Source organism: Variovorax sp. P1_G12, assembly GCF_056405555.1.
On record NZ_JBFUBW010000002.1, the window covers coordinates 53,765 to 69,910 of the forward strand.

Consider the following 16,146-nt stretch of genomic DNA (forward strand, 5'->3'; position numbering starts at 1 on the left):
AGCGCCAAGGATCGAGGCCAGGGGGCCGCCGCGCCGGGCCGCTCCCAAGCGGCCGGCCCGCCCCCCGGTCGGGGGGTAGGCGTCCCGACACGAAGTGCGGGATGCCATGGGGGGCGAGCAAATGCCCACACCTATAATCCCTATTTCCCACTTCCCGGATCTGCGTCCGGAACTGGCATGACCAAATTTGTCTTCGTCACCGGCGGTGTGGTGTCCTCCCTGGGCAAGGGAATCGCCTCCGCCTCGCTCGCCGCCCTCCTTGAATCGCGCGGCCTCAATGTCACCCTCATCAAGCTGGATCCGTACATCAACGTCGACCCCGGCACGATGTCGCCGTTCCAGCACGGCGAGGTGTTCGTCACCGACGACGGTGCCGAGACCGACCTCGACCTGGGCCACTACGAGCGCTTCATCACGACGCGCATGCGGCGCGCCAACAATTTCACCACCGGCCAGATCTACAAGTCCGTGCTCGAGAAGGAGCGCCGCGGCGACTACCTGGGCAAGACGGTGCAGGTGATCCCGCACATCACGAACGAGATCCAGGAATACGTCAAGCGCGGCGCCGGCATCGACACCCCGCACGAGGTCGATGTCGCGATCGTCGAGATCGGTGGCACCGTCGGCGACATCGAGTCGCTGCCCTTCCTCGAGGCCGTGCGCCAGATGAGCCTGCGCATGGGCCCCAACAATTCGGCTTTCGTGCACCTGAGCTACGTGCCGTGGATCGCCGCGGCCGGCGAGCTCAAGACCAAGCCGACCCAGCACACCGCCAAGGAACTGCGCGCCATCGGCATCCAGGCCGACGCCCTGCTGTGCCGCGCCGACCGGCCGATTCCCGACGACGAGCGCGCCAAGATCTCGCTGTTCTCGAACGTGCCCGAATGGGGCGTGATCTCGATGTGGGACGTCGACACCATCTACAAGGTGCCGCGCATGCTGCACGAGCAGGGCCTGGACGGCCTGATCTGCGACAAGCTGCGCATCAACACGCCGCCGGCCAAGCTTCAGCGCTGGGACGACCTGGTCTACGAGGTCGAGCATCCGCAGAAGGACGTGTCGATCGCGATGGTCGGCAAGTACGTCGACCTGTCCGACAGCTACAAGTCGCTCAACGAGGCGCTGCGCCACGCCGGCATGAAGAACCATGCGCGCGTGAAGATCGACTACATCGACTCCGAGACCATCACGCCGCAGGACGTCGCGCGGCTCGGCAAGTACGATGGCGTCCTGGTGCCCGGCGGCTTCGGCCAGCGCGGCGTCGAGGGCAAGATCGCGGCGGCGCGCTTCGCCCGCGAGACCAAGGTGCCCTACCTGGGCATCTGCCTGGGCATGCAGGTCGCGACCATCGAGTACGCCCGCAACGTGGCCGGCCTCAAGAACGCCAACAGCACCGAGTTCGACCCCGAGACCCCCTGCCCCGTGATCGCGCTGATCACCGAGTGGAAGGACAACGACGGCACGGTCAAGACCCGCGACGAGAAGTCCGATCTCGGCGGCACCATGCGCCTGGGCGCCCAAAGCTCCGACGTGACGCCCGGCACGCTGGCCCACAGCATCTACGGCGACGTCGTGACCGAGCGGCACCGCCATCGCTACGAAGCCAACGTCAACTACCTCGACGAACTTCGCCGCGCCGGCCTCGTCATTTCGGCACTGACGCAACGCGAGCACCTGACCGAGATCGTCGAATTGCCGCAGAACGTGCACCCGTGGTTCATGGGCGTGCAATTCCACCCCGAGTTCAAGTCCACGCCGTGGGGCGGTCATCCGTTGTTCAATGCGTTCGTCAAGGCGGCGCTCGAACATCAGGGCGCGGACAAGAAGGCTCTCAAGGTGGTGGCATGAAACTCTGCGGATTCGACATCGGGTTGGACCAGCCCTTCTTCTTGATCGCAGGGCCCTGCGTCGTCGAGTCCGAGCAATTGCAGATGGACACCGCCGGCACGCTCAAGGAGATCACCGCCTCGCTCGGCATCCCGTTCATCTTCAAGAGCAGCTTCGACAAGGCCAACCGCTCGTCGGGCACCAGCTTCCGCGGCCCGGGCCGCGACAAGGGCCTGGAGATCCTGGCCAAGGTCAAGCGCGAACTCGGCCTGCCGGTGCTGACCGACGTCCACACGGAAGAAGACATCACGGCCGCGGCCCAGGTGGTCGACGTGCTGCAGACACCGGCCTTCCTGTGCCGCCAGACCGACTTCATCCGCGCCGTGGCGCAGTCGGGCAAGCCAGTCAACATCAAGAAGGGCCAGTTCCTCGCGCCGCACGACATGAAGAACGTGATCGACAAGGCGCGCGCGGCGGCCAAGGAAAAGGGCCTGCCCGAGGACAGCTTCATGGCCTGCGAGCGCGGCGCCAGCTTCGGCTACAACAACCTGGTCTCGGACATGCGTTCGCTCGCGATCATGCGCGAGACCGGCGCCCCGGTGGTGTTCGACGCCACGCATTCGGTGCAGTTGCCCGGCGGCCAGGGCACCAGTTCGGGGGGCCAGCGCGAGATGGTGCCGGTGCTGTCGCGCGCGGCGGTCGCGGTCGGCGTGGCGGGGCTGTTCATGGAAACCCATCCGGACCCGGCCAAGGCCTTGAGCGACGGCCCGAATGCCGTGCCGCTCAAGCACATGAAGGCCCTGCTCGAGACGCTGCTGGCGCTCGACCGCGTCACCAAGAAGAACGCATTTCTCGAGGACATTTTTCAGCAATGACCAGCGCCTACATCATCGCGAATGTCGAGGTGACGAACCCGACGCAGTACGAGGACTACAAGAAGTGGTCCTCCGAAGCCATGAAGGTGCACGGCGCCGAGGTCTGCGTGCGCGGCGGCAAGGTCGAGGTGCTCGAGGGCGACTGGAATCCCCAGCGCATCGTGATCCTCAAGTTTCCGAGCGTCGAGGCGGCGAAGAAATTCAACGACTCGCCCGAATACGGCAAGGCGCGCGCGTCGCGTCAGGGGGCCGCGATCATGCGCATGATCGTGGTCGAAGGCATATGACAAGCTGACCCCCAGGTTGGCTCACTTCGTGTAGCCGCCCACCCCCTTTCAGGGGGCGATACCAGCAGCCCGGCAAAGCCGGTTCTGCGGTATCCCTGGAATGAGGCTGTGGCATGTTTTGATAGCTGATTGATTACCAGGTTTTTTTCGGAGCAAGAGAAAATGAGTGCAATCGTAGACATCGTCGGGCGCGAGATTCTCGACAGCCGCGGCAACCCCACCGTCGAATGCGACGTGCTGCTCGAATCGGGCACCATGGGCCGCGCGGCCGTGCCTTCGGGCGCATCGACCGGCTCGCGCGAAGCCATCGAGCTGCGCGACGGCGACAAGGGCCGCTACCTGGGCAAGGGCGTGCTCAAGGCGGTCGAGAACATCAACACCGAAATCTCCGAGTCCGTGCTGGGCCTGGACGCCAGCGAGCAGGCCTTCCTGGACCGCACGCTGCTCGACCTCGACGGCACCGAGAACAAGGCCCGCCTGGGCGCCAACGCGACCCTGGCCGTGTCGATGGCCGTGGCCCGCGCCGCGGCCGAGGAATCCGGCCTGCCGCTGTACCGCTACTTCGGCGGCATGGGCGGCATGCAGCTGCCGGTGCCGATGATGAACGTCATCAACGGCGGCGCCCACGCCAACAACAGCCTCGACCTGCAGGAGTTCATGATCATCCCCGTGGGCGCCAAGAGCTTCCGCGAATCGGTGCGCTATGGCGCCGAGGTGTTCCATGCGCTCAAGAAGATCCTGGGCGACCGCGGCATCAGCACGGCGGTCGGCGACGAAGGCGGCTTCGCACCCAGCGTCGAAAGCCATGAAGCGGCGATCCAGCTGATCCTCGAAGCCATCGACAAGGCCGGTTATGTGGCGGGCGAGCAGATCGCCCTGGGCCTCGACTGCGCCGCCAGCGAGTTCTACAAGGACGGCAAGTACGTGCTGGCCGGCGAAAACCTGAGCCTCAGCGCCGAGAGCTGGACCGACATGCTGGCGAGCTGGGTCGACAAGTACCCGATCATCAGCATCGAGGACGGCATGCACGAAGGCGACTGGGACGGCTGGAAGCACCTCACCGAACGCCTGGGCAAGCGCGTGCAGCTGGTGGGCGACGACCTGTTCGTCACCAACACCAAGATCCTGCAGGAAGGCATCGACCGCGGCATCGCCAACTCGATCCTGATCAAGATCAACCAGATCGGCACCCTGACCGAGACCTTCGCCGCGATCGAGATGGCCAAGCGCGCGGGCTACACCGCCGTGATCAGCCATCGTTCGGGCGAGACCGAGGACTCGACCATCGCCGACATCGCGGTCGGCACCAACGCCGGCCAGATCAAGACCGGCTCGCTGTCGCGCTCGGACCGCATCGCCAAGTACAACCAGCTGCTGCGCATCGAGGAAGACCTCGGTGATGTCGCTTCCTACCCCGGCCGCGGCGCCTTCTACAACCTGAGATGACGTTCACCCCCAGGTTGGCCCACTTCGTGTGGCCGCCCACCCCCTCTCCGGGGGCAACACCAGCGGCCCGGCGAAGCCGGTTCCGCGGTGTTCCTGGCGAAGGCCGGGCGTCGCCGACCTGAGAATTCCGTCTTAGTTGTTTATGCGCTCACGCATCGTCCCGATCATCCTGGTCCTGCTGCTGCTGATTCTTCAGTGGCAGCTCTGGACCGGGCGCGGCAGCGTGCGCGACGTGGCGCAGCTCCAGGACAAGCTGGCCGACCAGAAGGAATCCAACGCCAAGGCGGCGATCAACAACGAGCGGCTGTCCTCCGAGGTCAACGATCTCAAGGAAGGACTCGAGATGGTCGAGGAACGGGCCCGCCAGGAGCTAGGCATGGTCAAGCCCAACGAAGTGTTCGTCCAGATCACGCGCTGACGGGCGCCTCGGCATGTCGCCCGCCCTTCCCGCCGGCTGCACGATTGCCTTGCTCGGCGCCGAACGCACCGGCAAGACGGAACTGGCGCGCGCGCTCGCGGCACGGCTGCAGGACCACGGCGTGACGGTGGCCGATGGCACGGCCCTCGACGAGGCCGTTTCGCACGAACTTCTCACCGGGGACCGCTCGCTCTACGCAGGGGCGCTGGCGGCACAGCGCCGATACGCGTGCACCCTGCTCATGGGTCTCGACCTTTCGTTGCCGGCCGAGTTCGGACCCGAGTCTTCGCTACGGCGGGAGCGCACCGACGCCCTGCTGCGCGCGGCGCTCATCGCCGCGCAACTCCCCTTCGCCGTCATCCACGGCCGCGGCAGCGAGCGCCTGGCCAATGCCTGCAACGCGATCGGCGCCGGCGATGCCGGCGGCGGCCGAAGCGTCGCGCCCTGGAGCTGCGACAAGTGCTCCGACCCGGCGTGCGAACATCGGCTCTTCACCGCTCTCCTCGGCCGGCGCCGCGAAGCCGGCACCGCTGCATGACCCACGCCTGCCTGCGCATCGCCTTCTGCGCTTCCGTCCTCTGGCTCGGCGCCGGCGCGACCGCCGCGCCCGCCACCGTCACGGTCGAGAACAAGACCCGGCCGACCGCCTGCGCCGAGGAAGACAACGTGTCGCTGGCATTGAGCGGCCGCGGCATCGCGCGCTTTCGCGTCGAAGCGCTGCAACCGCCCTACCTGGCCGGCATCGGAGCCGACACCACCGCGCCCGATTTCTCCAACTGCAACTTCGACGGCGGCGCCCATCCCACCGATCCGAGCTACGCCTTCAAGCCGCGTCGCGTGGTGCTCCATGACGGCAGCCGATGGATGATCGTCGGCATCACGCTGCCCACCTTCTGGCGCCCTCACCGAGTGCCGGTGCGCGTGGGCCAGCGGTCGGAGGACGACATCCACCTGCTGCAGGTCTTCGCCAAGAAGCCCGGCGCCAAGCCGCTGGAGGCGATCGTGATGTACCCGGCCGACGGCTACTGGCGCCTCAAGCCGCTGCCCCTGGCCCGCTTCGGCGACGGCGTCTACGGCTCGTCCTTCCTGATGGGGCCGGTCGAGACGGACGGGCGGCCGGTGGTGAACATCGCCTCGATCGAGGTCAGGACCCAGCCGCTCGCCTTCCGCCTGCGCTTCGTCGGCGGCGGGCGGGCGGACGTGAAAGTCGCGGAGATCAGCCGGACGCGCACCGCGCTCGATGTGGCCCTTGCGCCGCCAACCCGCCACGACCAGCCCTTCGCAGTGCTGCGCTCGATGTACGTGACGGCCGACAACGCCGACGTCAGCGCGCTGAGCTGGCAGGCCACGCCCTCCTCGGCCATGCAGACGCAGGATCTGCCCTCGGTCTCCACGCTCGAGGCGGCGCAGGTCCGCTTCGGCCGCACGATGCCGTCGCGCCACAACACGAGCGCGCCGGACATCCGGTTCAGCGGCTTCGAGACGGCGGGTTCCGGGCCATAGGCGCCAGCCCTCGTTGCTCAGAGCTTGTAGCCGAACTGGCGCAGCATCTTCTTGCGTGCTTGGACGTCGGACTCGGTTTCGATGCCCTTGCTCTTGACGCCATCGACAACGCCGAGAATCCCACGCCCGCTTCCCGTGTCCGCCACGATGACTTCCACCGGATTGCCGGTCGCGCAGTAGATGGCGCATACCTCGGGCACTGCCTTGATGGCGTTCAGGATGTTGACCGGGAATCCATCGGTCATGAAGACGATGAAGCAATGGCCGCAACTCAGCGCCAGGGCGTTCTTCTGGGCCAGCGCGACGAGTTCCGCATCGTTGCCGGTCCGACGCACCAGGGCGGGCCCGCTGGCCTCGCAGAATGCAATGCCGAACTTCATCTGAGGCACGGTCTGCACGATCGCCTCGTGCAAGTCTTCGATCGTCTTGATGAAGTGCGACTGGCCGAGGATGACGTTGAGATCGGCCGGCTTGTCGATCGGGACGGTAGTCAGTTCCATGGCAGTCTCCTTGACGTTGCGACCCCTGCCGGGGGTCTGGCAAGCGCGGGTCAATCCGGACTGCGCGCCTGCTCTTCGATCTCGTCGCGCGCATCTCCCAGCGTGAGATACGCACGAACCAGCGCCACGCGAATGACGTCCTGGTGAGTGGGCGCATCGAAGCTGCGATCGCTGCTCAGCGAATTGGCGGACACGGCCGCGGCGACGAGCTGCACGGCTTGCGCAAAGCGTGCGTCGTCGATTCGGGATCTTTCGCCCATGGCGTCCTCCGGTGGAAGGCCTCACGCTCGTCGCAGGGCGCTGGGCGCCAGCGCGTACCCGGAAAGGCCGTTGGAGTGGGATGTCACTGCAGCTTGATGTCGCCGTCGAACTTGACCTTGAGACCCAGTTGCGGGATCTCCAGGGTCATGGTGGCGGCAAGGGTCTCGGCAACGGCGCCGGCGGCGACGGCCTTCGCCACCGCCTGCTCGATGTCGCGTTGCGAGTTGACGCCGACCATCTTGAGAAACTTCCGAATGCTGAGGTTGAGTGTCTCGTCGTCCATCGGGGCCTCCTGGTCTACGTCGCTCATGTTGTCATCGACTGGGCGCTTCGGCAAGCCGCCTAGCCGAGCGGCGATACGCCAGTCAGCCACACGTGAGCCCGGAACAGGAACACCACGTACACCACGAGGCCGCCGACGAGCGCCACCACATCATTCAGCGCACCCGGCGGGGCTCCCGGCACGCGGTGCGGCACGGCACGGCGCTTGACGGAAATCCGGTCGGCCACGGCCCAGACGAGGAAGGCGCCGAACAGCAGCACGTCGGCCAGCGTGCCATTGGCCAGCAGGTGCGCCACCGCCCAGAATTTCACGGCGAGCAGCATGGGGTGCCTGGCCGCTCGCTGTATGCGCCCGGGGAGGTAGGCCGCAAACAGCAGTGGAAACACCGGCAGCATCAGCAGCAGCGCGACATGCCGCAGCGCGGGTGGCGGCGTGTAGAGGACCACAGGGGACTGGCGGGCGACGCCGTAGCCATGGATGAGCACGATCAGCCCGACGAGCGAAACCAGGGCGTAGATGCCTTTCCAGAGCCGCTCGCCACGTCGTTCGACCTGCGCATCGCGCCAGGCCGGGGCGACGATCGACACCGAATGAATGCCGAAAAACAGGATGAGGCCAACGACAAGAAGAGACATGAGAGCTTCTCCGAGCGGCGCTGCTGGCCGCAGTGGTCGTCGAACGATGGGCGATGGAACTGGGCAGGACCAAGCGGTGCTGCCCTGCACCCGCATTCTGTCTCACCGAAGCGTGGGTCGCCAGCCATCCGCCGACTGGCGCACGCGCCTCTGGGTGGCGCCCCCTACTGAACCACCGCGCTCCCGGGCATCTGGTCGCCCGGTGCGGTGAAGATCTGGGCCGCATCGACCGCATCGAAGCGGTACTGCTTGCCGCAGAAGTCGCAGCCGACCTCGATGTCGCCGCGCTCGGCGAGGATGCTCTCGGCCTCCTCCATGCCAAGCCCGCGGATCATGTTCGCGACCCGGCTGCGGCCGCAGGTGCAGGCGAAATGCGGCCCCAGCAAGCCGGCCTGCGGCTCGAAGCGCAGCAGCTTCTCTTCCCAGAACAGGCGCCGCAGGATGGTGTCGACGTCGAGCGTCAGCAATTCGTCCCTGGTCAGGCTCGAGGCCAGGATCGAGATGCGGTTGTAGTCCTCGTTGCGGCCGATCTGGTCTTCGTTGGCCTGGTCGTGGTCGCTGCCGGAGGTGCCCTCGAGGTTGGCCTCGCCCTTGACCGGCAGACGCTGGATCAGCAGCCCCGCGGCCACCTTGTCGTCGGCCGCCAGCACCAGCGTGGTGTCGAGCTGCTCGCTTTGCAGCATGTAGTGCTGCAGCACCTCGCTCAGGCGCCCGAGCTTCTCGCCGCGGTCGCCGAACAGCGGCACCACACCCTGGTACGGCTGCTGGCCCGGCAGCTTGTCCTTGGGGTCGAGCGTGATCGCGCAGCGGCCCTTGTTGCTCACGTTCACCATCTCGGGCAGGCGCGCATCGGCGGGCAGCTCGCCCACCACCTTGGCGGTGGCGCGCACGCTCAGGTCGGGCTTGGCTTCGGCGACCGCGACCTTGACCGGCCCATCACCGAAGATCTGCAGGATCAGCGCGCCATTGAACTTGATGTTGGCCTGCATCAGCGTGGCGGCGGCCGTCATCTCGCCCAGCAGCTCGGCCACCGGGGCCGGATAGGCGCCCGTGGCGCTGTTGGACGCGCGCCGCGCCAGGATCTCCTGCCAGGCATCGGTCAGGCGCACGATCATGCCGCGCACCGGCATGCCGTCGAACAGGAACTTGTGCAACTCGCTCAATGGGAACTCGCTCTCCCGCCCTTTCAGGCGATCTTCTTGAGGCCCTTCGCGAAGCGACGGCCGTTTTCAACATAGTGCTCGGCGCTCTGCCGCAGCCTGGCGGCGGCCGCATCGTCGAGCGTGCGCACCACCTTGGCGGGCGAGCCGATGATCAGCGAGTTGTCCGGAAATTCCTTGCCCTCGGTGACGACGCTGCCGGCGCCAACGATCGAGTTGCGGCCGATCCTGGCGTTATTCAAGACCACCGCCTGGATGCCGATCAGCGAGTTGTCGCCGACGGTGCAGCCATGCAGCATCACCTGGTGGCCGACCGTGACGTTGTCGCCGATCGTGAGCGGACAGCCGATGTCGGCATGCAGCACCGACAGGTCCTGCACATTGCTGTTGCGCCCGATGGTGAGGGCCTCGGTGTCGCCGCGCAGCACGGCGCCGAACCAGATGCTCGCGTTCTCGCCCAGGACGACGTTGCCCATGACCTGCGCACTGTCGGCGACCCAGGCACCTTCGGCGAGTTGCGGCGCCACGCCGTCGAGTTCATAGAGGGCCATCGCGTGTGTCTCCAGAAGAACAAAAACTAGAATTGTAGGGATGCATCCCCGCCTTGGCGCCCTGGCCGCGCTGCGCCTCACCGACCCCGACCTCAAGGTGGCCGCGACCCGGACCCTGGTCGCCGGCCTCGGGCCGGGGTCGATCGACAGCCTGCCGCTGCGCGTCGCCGGCGACGATGCCGGCGTCCCGGGCCGCCCCGAACGCCCGCTGCGCGTGTCGGCGACCGCGGTCGAGAAGCGCTCGCCCTTCACGCCCGAAGGCCGCGCCGCGCTGATCCATTCGATCTGCCACATCGAATTCAACGCGATCAACCTGGCGCTCGATGCCGCCTGGCGCTACGACGGCATGCCCGAGGCCTACTACCGCGACTGGCTGCGCGTGGCCGACGAGGAGGCGCAGCATTTCACGCTGCTGCACACGCAGCTGCGCACCATGGGTCATGCCTACGGCGACTTCAGCGGCCACGACGGCCTCTGGTCCATGTGCGAGAAGACCCGGGACGACGTGCTCGCCCGCATGGCGCTGGTGCCGCGCACGCTGGAAGCGCGCGGCCTGGACGCGACGCCGCTGATCCAGGCCAAGCTGCGCCGGGTCGGCACCCCCGATGCGCTGGCGGCCTGCGCCATCCTCGACATCATCCTGCGCGACGAGGTCGGCCATGTGGCGATCGGCAACCACTGGTACCGCTGGCTGTGCGAGCGCGACGGGTTCGAGCCGATCGCCCACTACCGCCTGCTCTACCGGCGGCACGAGGCGCCGCGTCTGCGGGCGCCGTTCAACCTCGAAGCCCGGGCCCTGGCCGGCTTCACCGACGAGGAACTGCTGGGCCTGCAGCAGGGCTGAGCGCGGCTACGAAGGCCGCTTCGACACCACCAGCTTCGGCGAGAAGCGCTGCAGCACGTCGCCGTGCTGGTTCAGCGTTTCGCAGCGCATCTGCACCATGCCGCGCTCGGGTCGCGAACGCGAGGGAACCACCTCGACCACCTCGCTCTCGACGTGCAGCACGTCGCCCGGCCGGGTCGGCTTGGGCCAGCTGAGTTCGCCGCCCGAGCCGATGATGCCGTCGGCCAGCGGAATGCCGCTTTCGACCAGCAGCTTCATCGTGATCGCCGCCGTGTGCCAGCCGCTGGCCGCAAGGCCCTGGAAGAAGGTGCGCTGCGCCGCCTCCGGGTCGAGATGGAAGGGCTGGGGATCGAAGCGGGTGGCGAAGTCGATGATCTGCGCGGCATCGAGCGCATGCTCGCCGCTCGTGAAGCGATCGCCGGGCGCAAGGTCTTCGAGGTACAGCCTGGGTGTCGAGGCGCTGGATTCGGGCATGGGGACTTCCACTGTCGTTGGGTGGGTCATTGTCAGACGCGCTCGAGGATCGTTGCAATGCCCTGCCCGCCACCGATGCATTGCGTGGCCAGCGCATAGCGCCCGTTCTCGCGCACCAGCAGCGAAGCCGCCTTGCCGGTGATGCGCGCGCCGGTGGCGCCCAGCGGGTGGCCGATCGCGAGGCCGCCGCCGTCGAGGTTGACCTTGTCCGGATCGAGCCCCAGTTCGCGGATGCAGGCCAGCGCCTGCGACGAGAAGGCCTCGTTGATCTCGACCACGTCGAGGTCGGCCGCCGTGAGGCCGGCACGCGCCAGCGCCTTGCGCGTGGCCGGGATCGGCCCGATGCCCATCACGGCCGGGTCGACACCCACCGAGGCGAAGGACTTGATCCGTGCCAGTGCCTGCAGCCCGTGGCGGGCGCCAAAGGCGTCGCTCGTGACCAGCACCACGGCGGCGCCGTCCGTCAGCGGCGAGGAGGTGCCCGCGGTCACGACGCCTTCGGGGCGGAACGCGGGCCGCAACGCGGCCAGCGCTTCAGCCGAGGTCGCCGGGCGGATGCAGCCATCGGCCGTGACGCTGTCGCCGCCGGGCAGCGCGATGGCGACGATCTCGTCGGCCAGCCGACCCTGCTCGCGCGCTTCGGCGGCCTTGCGGTGCGACTGCACCGCCAGCGCCTCCTGATCGCTTCGGCTGACCTTCCAGCGTTCGGCGACGTTCTCGGCGGTCTCGCCCATCGAGATGTAGGCGTCGGTGCCGGCCAGCAATTCGGGGTTGGGCGAAAAGTTGAAGCCGCCCTGCGGCACCATCGTCATCGACTCCACGCCGACGCAGAGGAAGGCCTCGCCCATGCCGGCTTCGATCTGCGCGGCCGCGATGTGGATCGCCTGCATCGACGAGCCGCAGAAGCGGTTGACCGTCATGCCGCCGACCTCGTGCGGCAGCCCGGCCAGCAGGCCGACGATGCGCGCCAGGTTGTTGCCCTGGGCCGCCTCGGGGTAGGCGCAGCCGAGGATCACGTCCTCGATCAGCGCGGGATCGAGATCGGTGCGCCGCAGCAGGCCGCCGACCACCTGCGCGGCCAGCGTGTCGGGCCGGATACCGGCCAGTGCGCCCTTCTTCGCAAAATGGAACGGGGAACGAACATAGCCCGCGATGACGGCTTTCATGGTTTTACTCCGGTTGACTACCAACCAATCGGTAGTTTTTCTTGCCAAAAATAGGGCGCGCCGAGGCGTGCCCTGGGAACTTCCGTCGCTCAGCTCGCAAGCGAATGCTTCAATTGGTCGATGGCCTCGTCGAAATCCTCGACCTGCCCGGTCATGCGCGCCGACAGCAGGGCGCCCTGGCAGGCGGCGAACACATAGCTGGCGGAAGCGCCGACCTTGCCGCCCGGCGACAAGGCCCCGAGCACGCCGGTCAGCCAGAGGATCTGCGCGTTGCGCAAATCGCGCACGGCCCGCCTGAGTTCCTCGTCGATGCAGTCCCAGCCCGGTGCCAACGCACCCGCAGGGCAGACGCCCTCGCCCGCATGCAGGCCGTTGCGGTACATCCGGAAGTAGGCATCGAGCGAGGCTTGCGGCGTGCTGCGCGGCTTGGCGGTCCAGTCCTTGAACGCCTGCGCCGCCGCGCGCAGCACCTCGACGCCGAGCGCCTCCTTGGTCGCGAAGTGGTGGTACAGGCTCGCCTTGCGGATGCCGACCCGGTCCGCCACGTCCTGGAAACTGAAGCCGAGGTAGGAGCGGGTCTGGATCAGCTCCCGCGCCACGCCCAGGATCTGCTCGCGCGTGGTGGCGCCAGCCAAGGTGTTTGCAGCAATCATCTACCTACTATAAGGTAGGTAAACCGGATGGTCAAGCCACGCGGGCCTGTTCAATCAGCCCGTATGCCCGCGGCTTTCACGATCCGGGCGTTGTTCTCGTATTCCGTCGCGATCTCGTTGGCGAAGGCTTCTGCGCGGCCGCCGGTGGGGACGTTGTCGGTCGCCAGCAGCTTGGCGCGCAGGTCGGGGCTGGCCAGCGCCTTGTTGATCTCCACGTTGTACTTCTCGATCAGGATGGCCGGCGTGCCCGCGGGCGCGAAGACGCCGAACTGCGAGGACAGGTTGGCCCCGGGGTAACCCAGTTCGGCCAGCGTGGCGACCTTCGGCAGGTTCTCCAGCCGCGCCGGCGCGCCGACCGCGAGCGGCCGCAGCTTGCCGGCCTGGATCTGCGCCGAGACGGCCGGCCCCGCGTTGGTCGACAGGATCTCGAACTGGCCGCCGATCGCATCGCTGAGCTGCTGGGCGCCGCCCTTGTACGGAATGTGCGTGATGTCGACCTTGGCCGCCGCGCGCAGTTGCTCCAGCACGATGTGGCCGAGCGAGGCCTGGCCGGACGTGGCCCAGCGCACCGCGCCGGGGCGCGCCCGGGCGTCTTCGAGCAGGCTGCGCAGGTCGCGCATGCCGGTCGCCGGTGTCGCCATCAGCAGCACCGGCGAGTACATGACGCTCGCCACCGGCGCGATGTCCTTGATCGGATCGAAGGGCGAGCGGCCCAGGTGCGGGTTCAGCACCAGCGGACTGATGGCCGAGAAGCCCAGGGTGGCGCCGTCGGGCGCCGCCTTGGCGACCGCATCCACGCCGATCGTGCCGCTGGCGCCAGCCCTGTTCTCGACCACCAGCGTACTGCCGAGCTGCGCGGCCAGCTTGTCGGCCAGCGCCCGCGCCACCACGTCGCTGACGCCGCCCGAGGGATAGGCAACCACCAGCCGGATGGTCTTGGGCACCGCCTGCGCCGATGCGACGGCGCTGAAGACAACAAGGCCGAGCGCGGCGGCCAGGGCACGGGGACGGACGGTCAAGGGCATCGATGCGACTCCTGCGATGAATGGTCAATGCCGGCATTCTGCCGGCTGGGCGGGCTACACGCAGTGAGCCCAACCTGGGGGCGAGCCACCCTACCCCCGGGGATGATGCTTCGCGTGCATCTGCTTCAAGCGCTCGCGCGCCACGTGCGTGTAGATCGTGGTGGTCGAGATGTCGGCGTGGCCCAGCAGCAGCTGCACCGCACGCAGGTCGGCGCCATGGTTGAGCAGGTGGGTGGCGAAGGCATGGCGCAGCGTGTGGGGCGACAGCGGCACGTGGATGCCGGCGGCCAGCGCGTTCTTCTTGACGATGATCCAGAACATCACGCGCGTCATGCCCGCCCCGCGCGCGGTGACGAACAGGTCCGGCGTCTGCTGGCCATCGAGGATCAAGGGCCGCGCATCGAGCAGATAACGCTCGATCCAGCGCCGTGCCTCGCCGCCGAAGGGAACCAGCCGCTCCTTGCTGCCCTTGCCCAGCACGCGGATGACGCCGTCGTTGAGGCTCAGCTCGAACACCTTGAGCGCGACCAGCTCGCTGACCCGCAGCCCGCTGGCATACATCAGCTCGAGCATCGCACGATCGCGCAGCCCCAGCGGCGTGTCGACGTCAGGCGCCGCCAGCAGGTCGTCGACCTGCTTCTCCGACAAGGTCTTGATCGCGCGCGGCATCTGCCGGGCCGGCGCCAGCCTGAGGCTCGGGTCGGCGGCGATGCGGTGCTCGCGCAAGGCCCAGCGGTAGTAGCGCTTGAACACGGTGAGCCGGCGATTGGCCGAGGTCGCCTTGCCCTTGTCGGACAGGCGCGCGCCCATGTAGGCCTGCAGGTCGCTTTCCAGCGCGGCGTCGAGCGGCTTGCCGCGCTGGACGCGCAGCCATTGGGCGAACAGCGCGAGATCGCGGCGGTAGGCCGCGAGCGTGTTCTTCGACAGGCCGTCCTCGAGCCACAGCGCATCGACGAAGTCGTCGATCTCGGGCGTATCGGAAAGCGTCTCGGCGGCGTCAGTTGTCATGCGCCGCAAGATAACAAAAAGGCAGCAAAAAGGCCGGCGCAGCCAGGCCCGTTGGTGAAACACCGCGGATCTGGCTTTGCCAGTCCGCTGGTGTTGCCCCCGGTAGGGGGTGGGCGGCTACACGAAGTGAGCCAACCTGGGGGCGAGCCAATTCAATCCAGCGAGAGTTTCTGCTTCGCGACCACCTGCTTGTAGATCTCGTACTCGGCCTTGATCTGGGCCGCGAACTGCTCGGGCGTGTTGGCCACGATCAGCGAGCCGGTGTCCTCGATGCGCTTGCGCACCGCCGGGTCCTCGACCGACTTCTTGACGCCGGCGTTGACCTTGTCGACCACTTCCTTCGGCAGGCCCTTGGGCCCCAGGATGCCGTAGTAGGCCATGCGGTTGACCGGCTCCAGGCCGACTTCCTTGAAGGTCGGCACATTCGGCAGCGCGGCCAGGCGCTGCGGCGCGGACACCACGATCGGCACCAGCTTGCCGGTCTGGATGAAGGGCAGCGCCGATGGGATGTTGTCAAAAATGATCGCCACCTGCCCGGCCACCACGTCGTTGAGCGCCGGTCCGGCGCCGCGGTACGGAATGTGGGTCACGAAGGTGTTGGTCAGGTTCTTGTACAGCTCCATCAACAGATGGCCGATGCCGCCCGTGCCCGACGAGGCGTACGAATACTTGCCCGGGTTCTTCTTGAGTTCGGCCACGAACTCGGCATAGTTCTTGGCCGGAAAGCTCGGGTGCACCGCGATGATGTTCGGCGTCGCCGCGATGTTCACGATCGGCGTGAAGTCGTTGATCGGGTCGTAGGGCACCTTCGGGTTGATGGCCGGATTGGCGGCCGTGCTCGACACCGTCGCGACGCCGAGCTTGTAGCCGTCGGGCGCGGCGCGCGCGGTTTCGGCGGCCCCCACGATGCCGCCGCCGCCGGCCTTGTTGATCACGATCACGTTCTGTCCGAGCGCCTTGCCCAGCGGCTCCGAAATGACGCGCGCCACGATGTCCGTGGTGCCACCGGGTGCGAAAGGCACCTGGAGTTCGATCGGCTTGTTCGGGTAGCCCTGCGCCCAGCTCGAACCAGCGACCGCGAACAGCGCGGCCGCACCGACGACTGCACTCCATTGACGACGTTGCATTGATAGCCTCCTCGGGCCAAGAAACGAAAGTGCGGATGCTAACGGGTGGCCCCGGCCGGCACCACGTGGATAACCCACGGCCGGGGCGGATATCCTCGAAGCG

Annotated in this window: 20 protein-coding genes; 8 read left to right on the forward strand and 12 right to left on the reverse strand. The window is 67.4% G+C overall.

What is annotated here, in order from left to right; translation table 11 throughout:
- Positions 1-177 precede the first annotated feature (177 nt).
- The 7 genes from AC1D2O_RS02420 (at position 178) to AC1D2O_RS02450 (ending at position 6,356) form a co-directional block, all read left to right on the forward strand.
- On the forward strand, positions 178-1,848 hold the full coding sequence (locus AC1D2O_RS02420; protein ID WP_478156102.1) for a CTP synthase: 1,671 nt from the start codon (positions 178-180) through the stop codon (positions 1,846-1,848).
- Positions 1,845-2,702, forward strand: a complete 858-nt coding sequence (gene kdsA, locus AC1D2O_RS02425; RefSeq protein ID WP_478088546.1) for a 3-deoxy-8-phosphooctulonate synthase — start codon at positions 1,845-1,847, stop codon at positions 2,700-2,702. The genes AC1D2O_RS02420 and kdsA overlap by 4 nt, the downstream gene beginning before the upstream one ends.
- Positions 2,699-2,989 (forward strand): DUF1330 domain-containing protein, encoded by a 291-nt coding sequence (locus tag AC1D2O_RS02430; protein ID WP_478088544.1) that lies wholly within the window; start codon positions 2,699-2,701, stop codon positions 2,987-2,989. Before kdsA ends, AC1D2O_RS02430 begins: the two co-directional genes overlap by 4 nt.
- A 162-nt stretch (positions 2,990-3,151) precedes the next feature.
- Positions 3,152-4,435: a phosphopyruvate hydratase gene (eno, locus tag AC1D2O_RS02435; RefSeq protein WP_478156104.1), complete on the forward strand. Its 1,284-nt coding sequence runs from the start codon at positions 3,152-3,154 to the stop codon at positions 4,433-4,435.
- A gap of 142 nt (positions 4,436-4,577) precedes the next feature.
- The gene (gene ftsB, locus AC1D2O_RS02440; protein ID WP_478092984.1) at positions 4,578-4,853 is read left to right on the forward strand and encodes a cell division protein FtsB; all 276 of its coding nucleotides are present in this window, start codon (positions 4,578-4,580) and stop codon (positions 4,851-4,853) included.
- A gap of 13 nt (positions 4,854-4,866) precedes the next feature.
- Positions 4,867-5,391, forward strand: a complete 525-nt coding sequence (locus tag AC1D2O_RS02445; protein ID WP_478092986.1) for an ATPase — start codon at positions 4,867-4,869, stop codon at positions 5,389-5,391.
- On the forward strand, positions 5,388-6,356 hold the full coding sequence (locus tag AC1D2O_RS02450; protein WP_478092989.1) for a hypothetical protein: 969 nt from the start codon (positions 5,388-5,390) through the stop codon (positions 6,354-6,356). Before AC1D2O_RS02445 ends, AC1D2O_RS02450 begins: the two co-directional genes overlap by 4 nt.
- A 17-nt stretch (positions 6,357-6,373) precedes the next feature.
- On the opposite strand, the gene AC1D2O_RS02455 is transcribed toward AC1D2O_RS02450, so the two are convergent.
- The 6 genes from AC1D2O_RS02455 to AC1D2O_RS02480 all read right to left on the reverse strand — a co-directional run bounded on the left by AC1D2O_RS02455 (position 6,374) and on the right by AC1D2O_RS02480 (position 9,746).
- Positions 6,374-6,856, reverse strand: a complete 483-nt coding sequence (locus AC1D2O_RS02455; protein WP_478092991.1) for an adenosine-specific kinase — start codon at positions 6,854-6,856, stop codon at positions 6,374-6,376.
- Positions 6,857-6,906: 50 nt separating this feature from the next.
- Positions 6,907-7,116, reverse strand: a complete 210-nt coding sequence (locus tag AC1D2O_RS02460; RefSeq protein ID WP_478092993.1) for a hypothetical protein — start codon at positions 7,114-7,116, stop codon at positions 6,907-6,909.
- Positions 7,117-7,199: 83 nt separating this feature from the next.
- Positions 7,200-7,400: a DUF6494 family protein gene (locus tag AC1D2O_RS02465; protein ID WP_478093002.1), complete on the reverse strand. Its 201-nt coding sequence runs from the start codon at positions 7,398-7,400 to the stop codon at positions 7,200-7,202.
- Between the two features lie 59 nt (positions 7,401-7,459).
- Positions 7,460-8,035 (reverse strand): NnrU family protein, encoded by a 576-nt coding sequence (locus AC1D2O_RS02470; RefSeq protein ID WP_478092996.1) that lies wholly within the window; start codon positions 8,033-8,035, stop codon positions 7,460-7,462.
- A 164-nt stretch (positions 8,036-8,199) separates the two neighbouring features.
- Positions 8,200-9,198, reverse strand: a complete 999-nt coding sequence (hslO, locus tag AC1D2O_RS02475) for an Hsp33 family molecular chaperone HslO (protein WP_478092998.1) — start codon at positions 9,196-9,198, stop codon at positions 8,200-8,202.
- 23 nt (positions 9,199-9,221) lie between these two features.
- Positions 9,222-9,746 carry a gamma carbonic anhydrase family protein gene (locus AC1D2O_RS02480; RefSeq protein ID WP_478156106.1) on the reverse strand — a complete coding sequence of 175 codons (525 nt, stop codon included), beginning with the start codon at positions 9,744-9,746 and terminating at the stop codon, positions 9,222-9,224.
- Positions 9,747-9,786: 40 nt separating this feature from the next.
- Here AC1D2O_RS02480 and AC1D2O_RS02485 point away from each other — a divergent pair, with 40 nt between their 5' ends.
- Positions 9,787-10,590: a ferritin-like domain-containing protein gene (locus AC1D2O_RS02485; RefSeq protein ID WP_478156108.1), complete on the forward strand. Its 804-nt coding sequence runs from the start codon at positions 9,787-9,789 to the stop codon at positions 10,588-10,590.
- A gap of 6 nt (positions 10,591-10,596) precedes the next feature.
- On the opposite strand, the gene AC1D2O_RS02490 is transcribed toward AC1D2O_RS02485, so the two are convergent.
- From AC1D2O_RS02490 to AC1D2O_RS02515, 6 genes are all read right to left on the reverse strand, one after another.
- Positions 10,597-11,064: a MaoC family dehydratase gene (locus AC1D2O_RS02490; protein WP_478089007.1), complete on the reverse strand. Its 468-nt coding sequence runs from the start codon at positions 11,062-11,064 to the stop codon at positions 10,597-10,599.
- 32 nt (positions 11,065-11,096) lie between these two features.
- Positions 11,097-12,230 (reverse strand): thiolase family protein, encoded by a 1,134-nt coding sequence (locus AC1D2O_RS02495; RefSeq protein WP_478089008.1) that lies wholly within the window; start codon positions 12,228-12,230, stop codon positions 11,097-11,099.
- Positions 12,231-12,319: 89 nt separating this feature from the next.
- On the reverse strand, positions 12,320-12,883 hold the full coding sequence (locus tag AC1D2O_RS02500) for a TetR/AcrR family transcriptional regulator (RefSeq protein WP_478089009.1): 564 nt from the start codon (positions 12,881-12,883) through the stop codon (positions 12,320-12,322).
- 50 nt (positions 12,884-12,933) lie between these two features.
- Positions 12,934-13,908 (reverse strand): Bug family tripartite tricarboxylate transporter substrate binding protein, encoded by a 975-nt coding sequence (locus AC1D2O_RS02505; protein WP_478089010.1) that lies wholly within the window; start codon positions 13,906-13,908, stop codon positions 12,934-12,936.
- Positions 13,909-13,998: 90 nt separating this feature from the next.
- A complete protein-coding gene (gene xerD, locus AC1D2O_RS02510; protein ID WP_478089011.1) occupies positions 13,999-14,916 on the reverse strand; it encodes a site-specific tyrosine recombinase XerD in 918 nt (305 codons plus the stop codon).
- Between the two features lie 152 nt (positions 14,917-15,068).
- The gene (locus tag AC1D2O_RS02515; RefSeq protein ID WP_478156109.1) at positions 15,069-16,043 is read right to left on the reverse strand and encodes a tripartite tricarboxylate transporter substrate binding protein BugE; all 975 of its coding nucleotides are present in this window, start codon (positions 16,041-16,043) and stop codon (positions 15,069-15,071) included.
- Positions 16,044-16,146 lie beyond the last annotated feature (103 nt).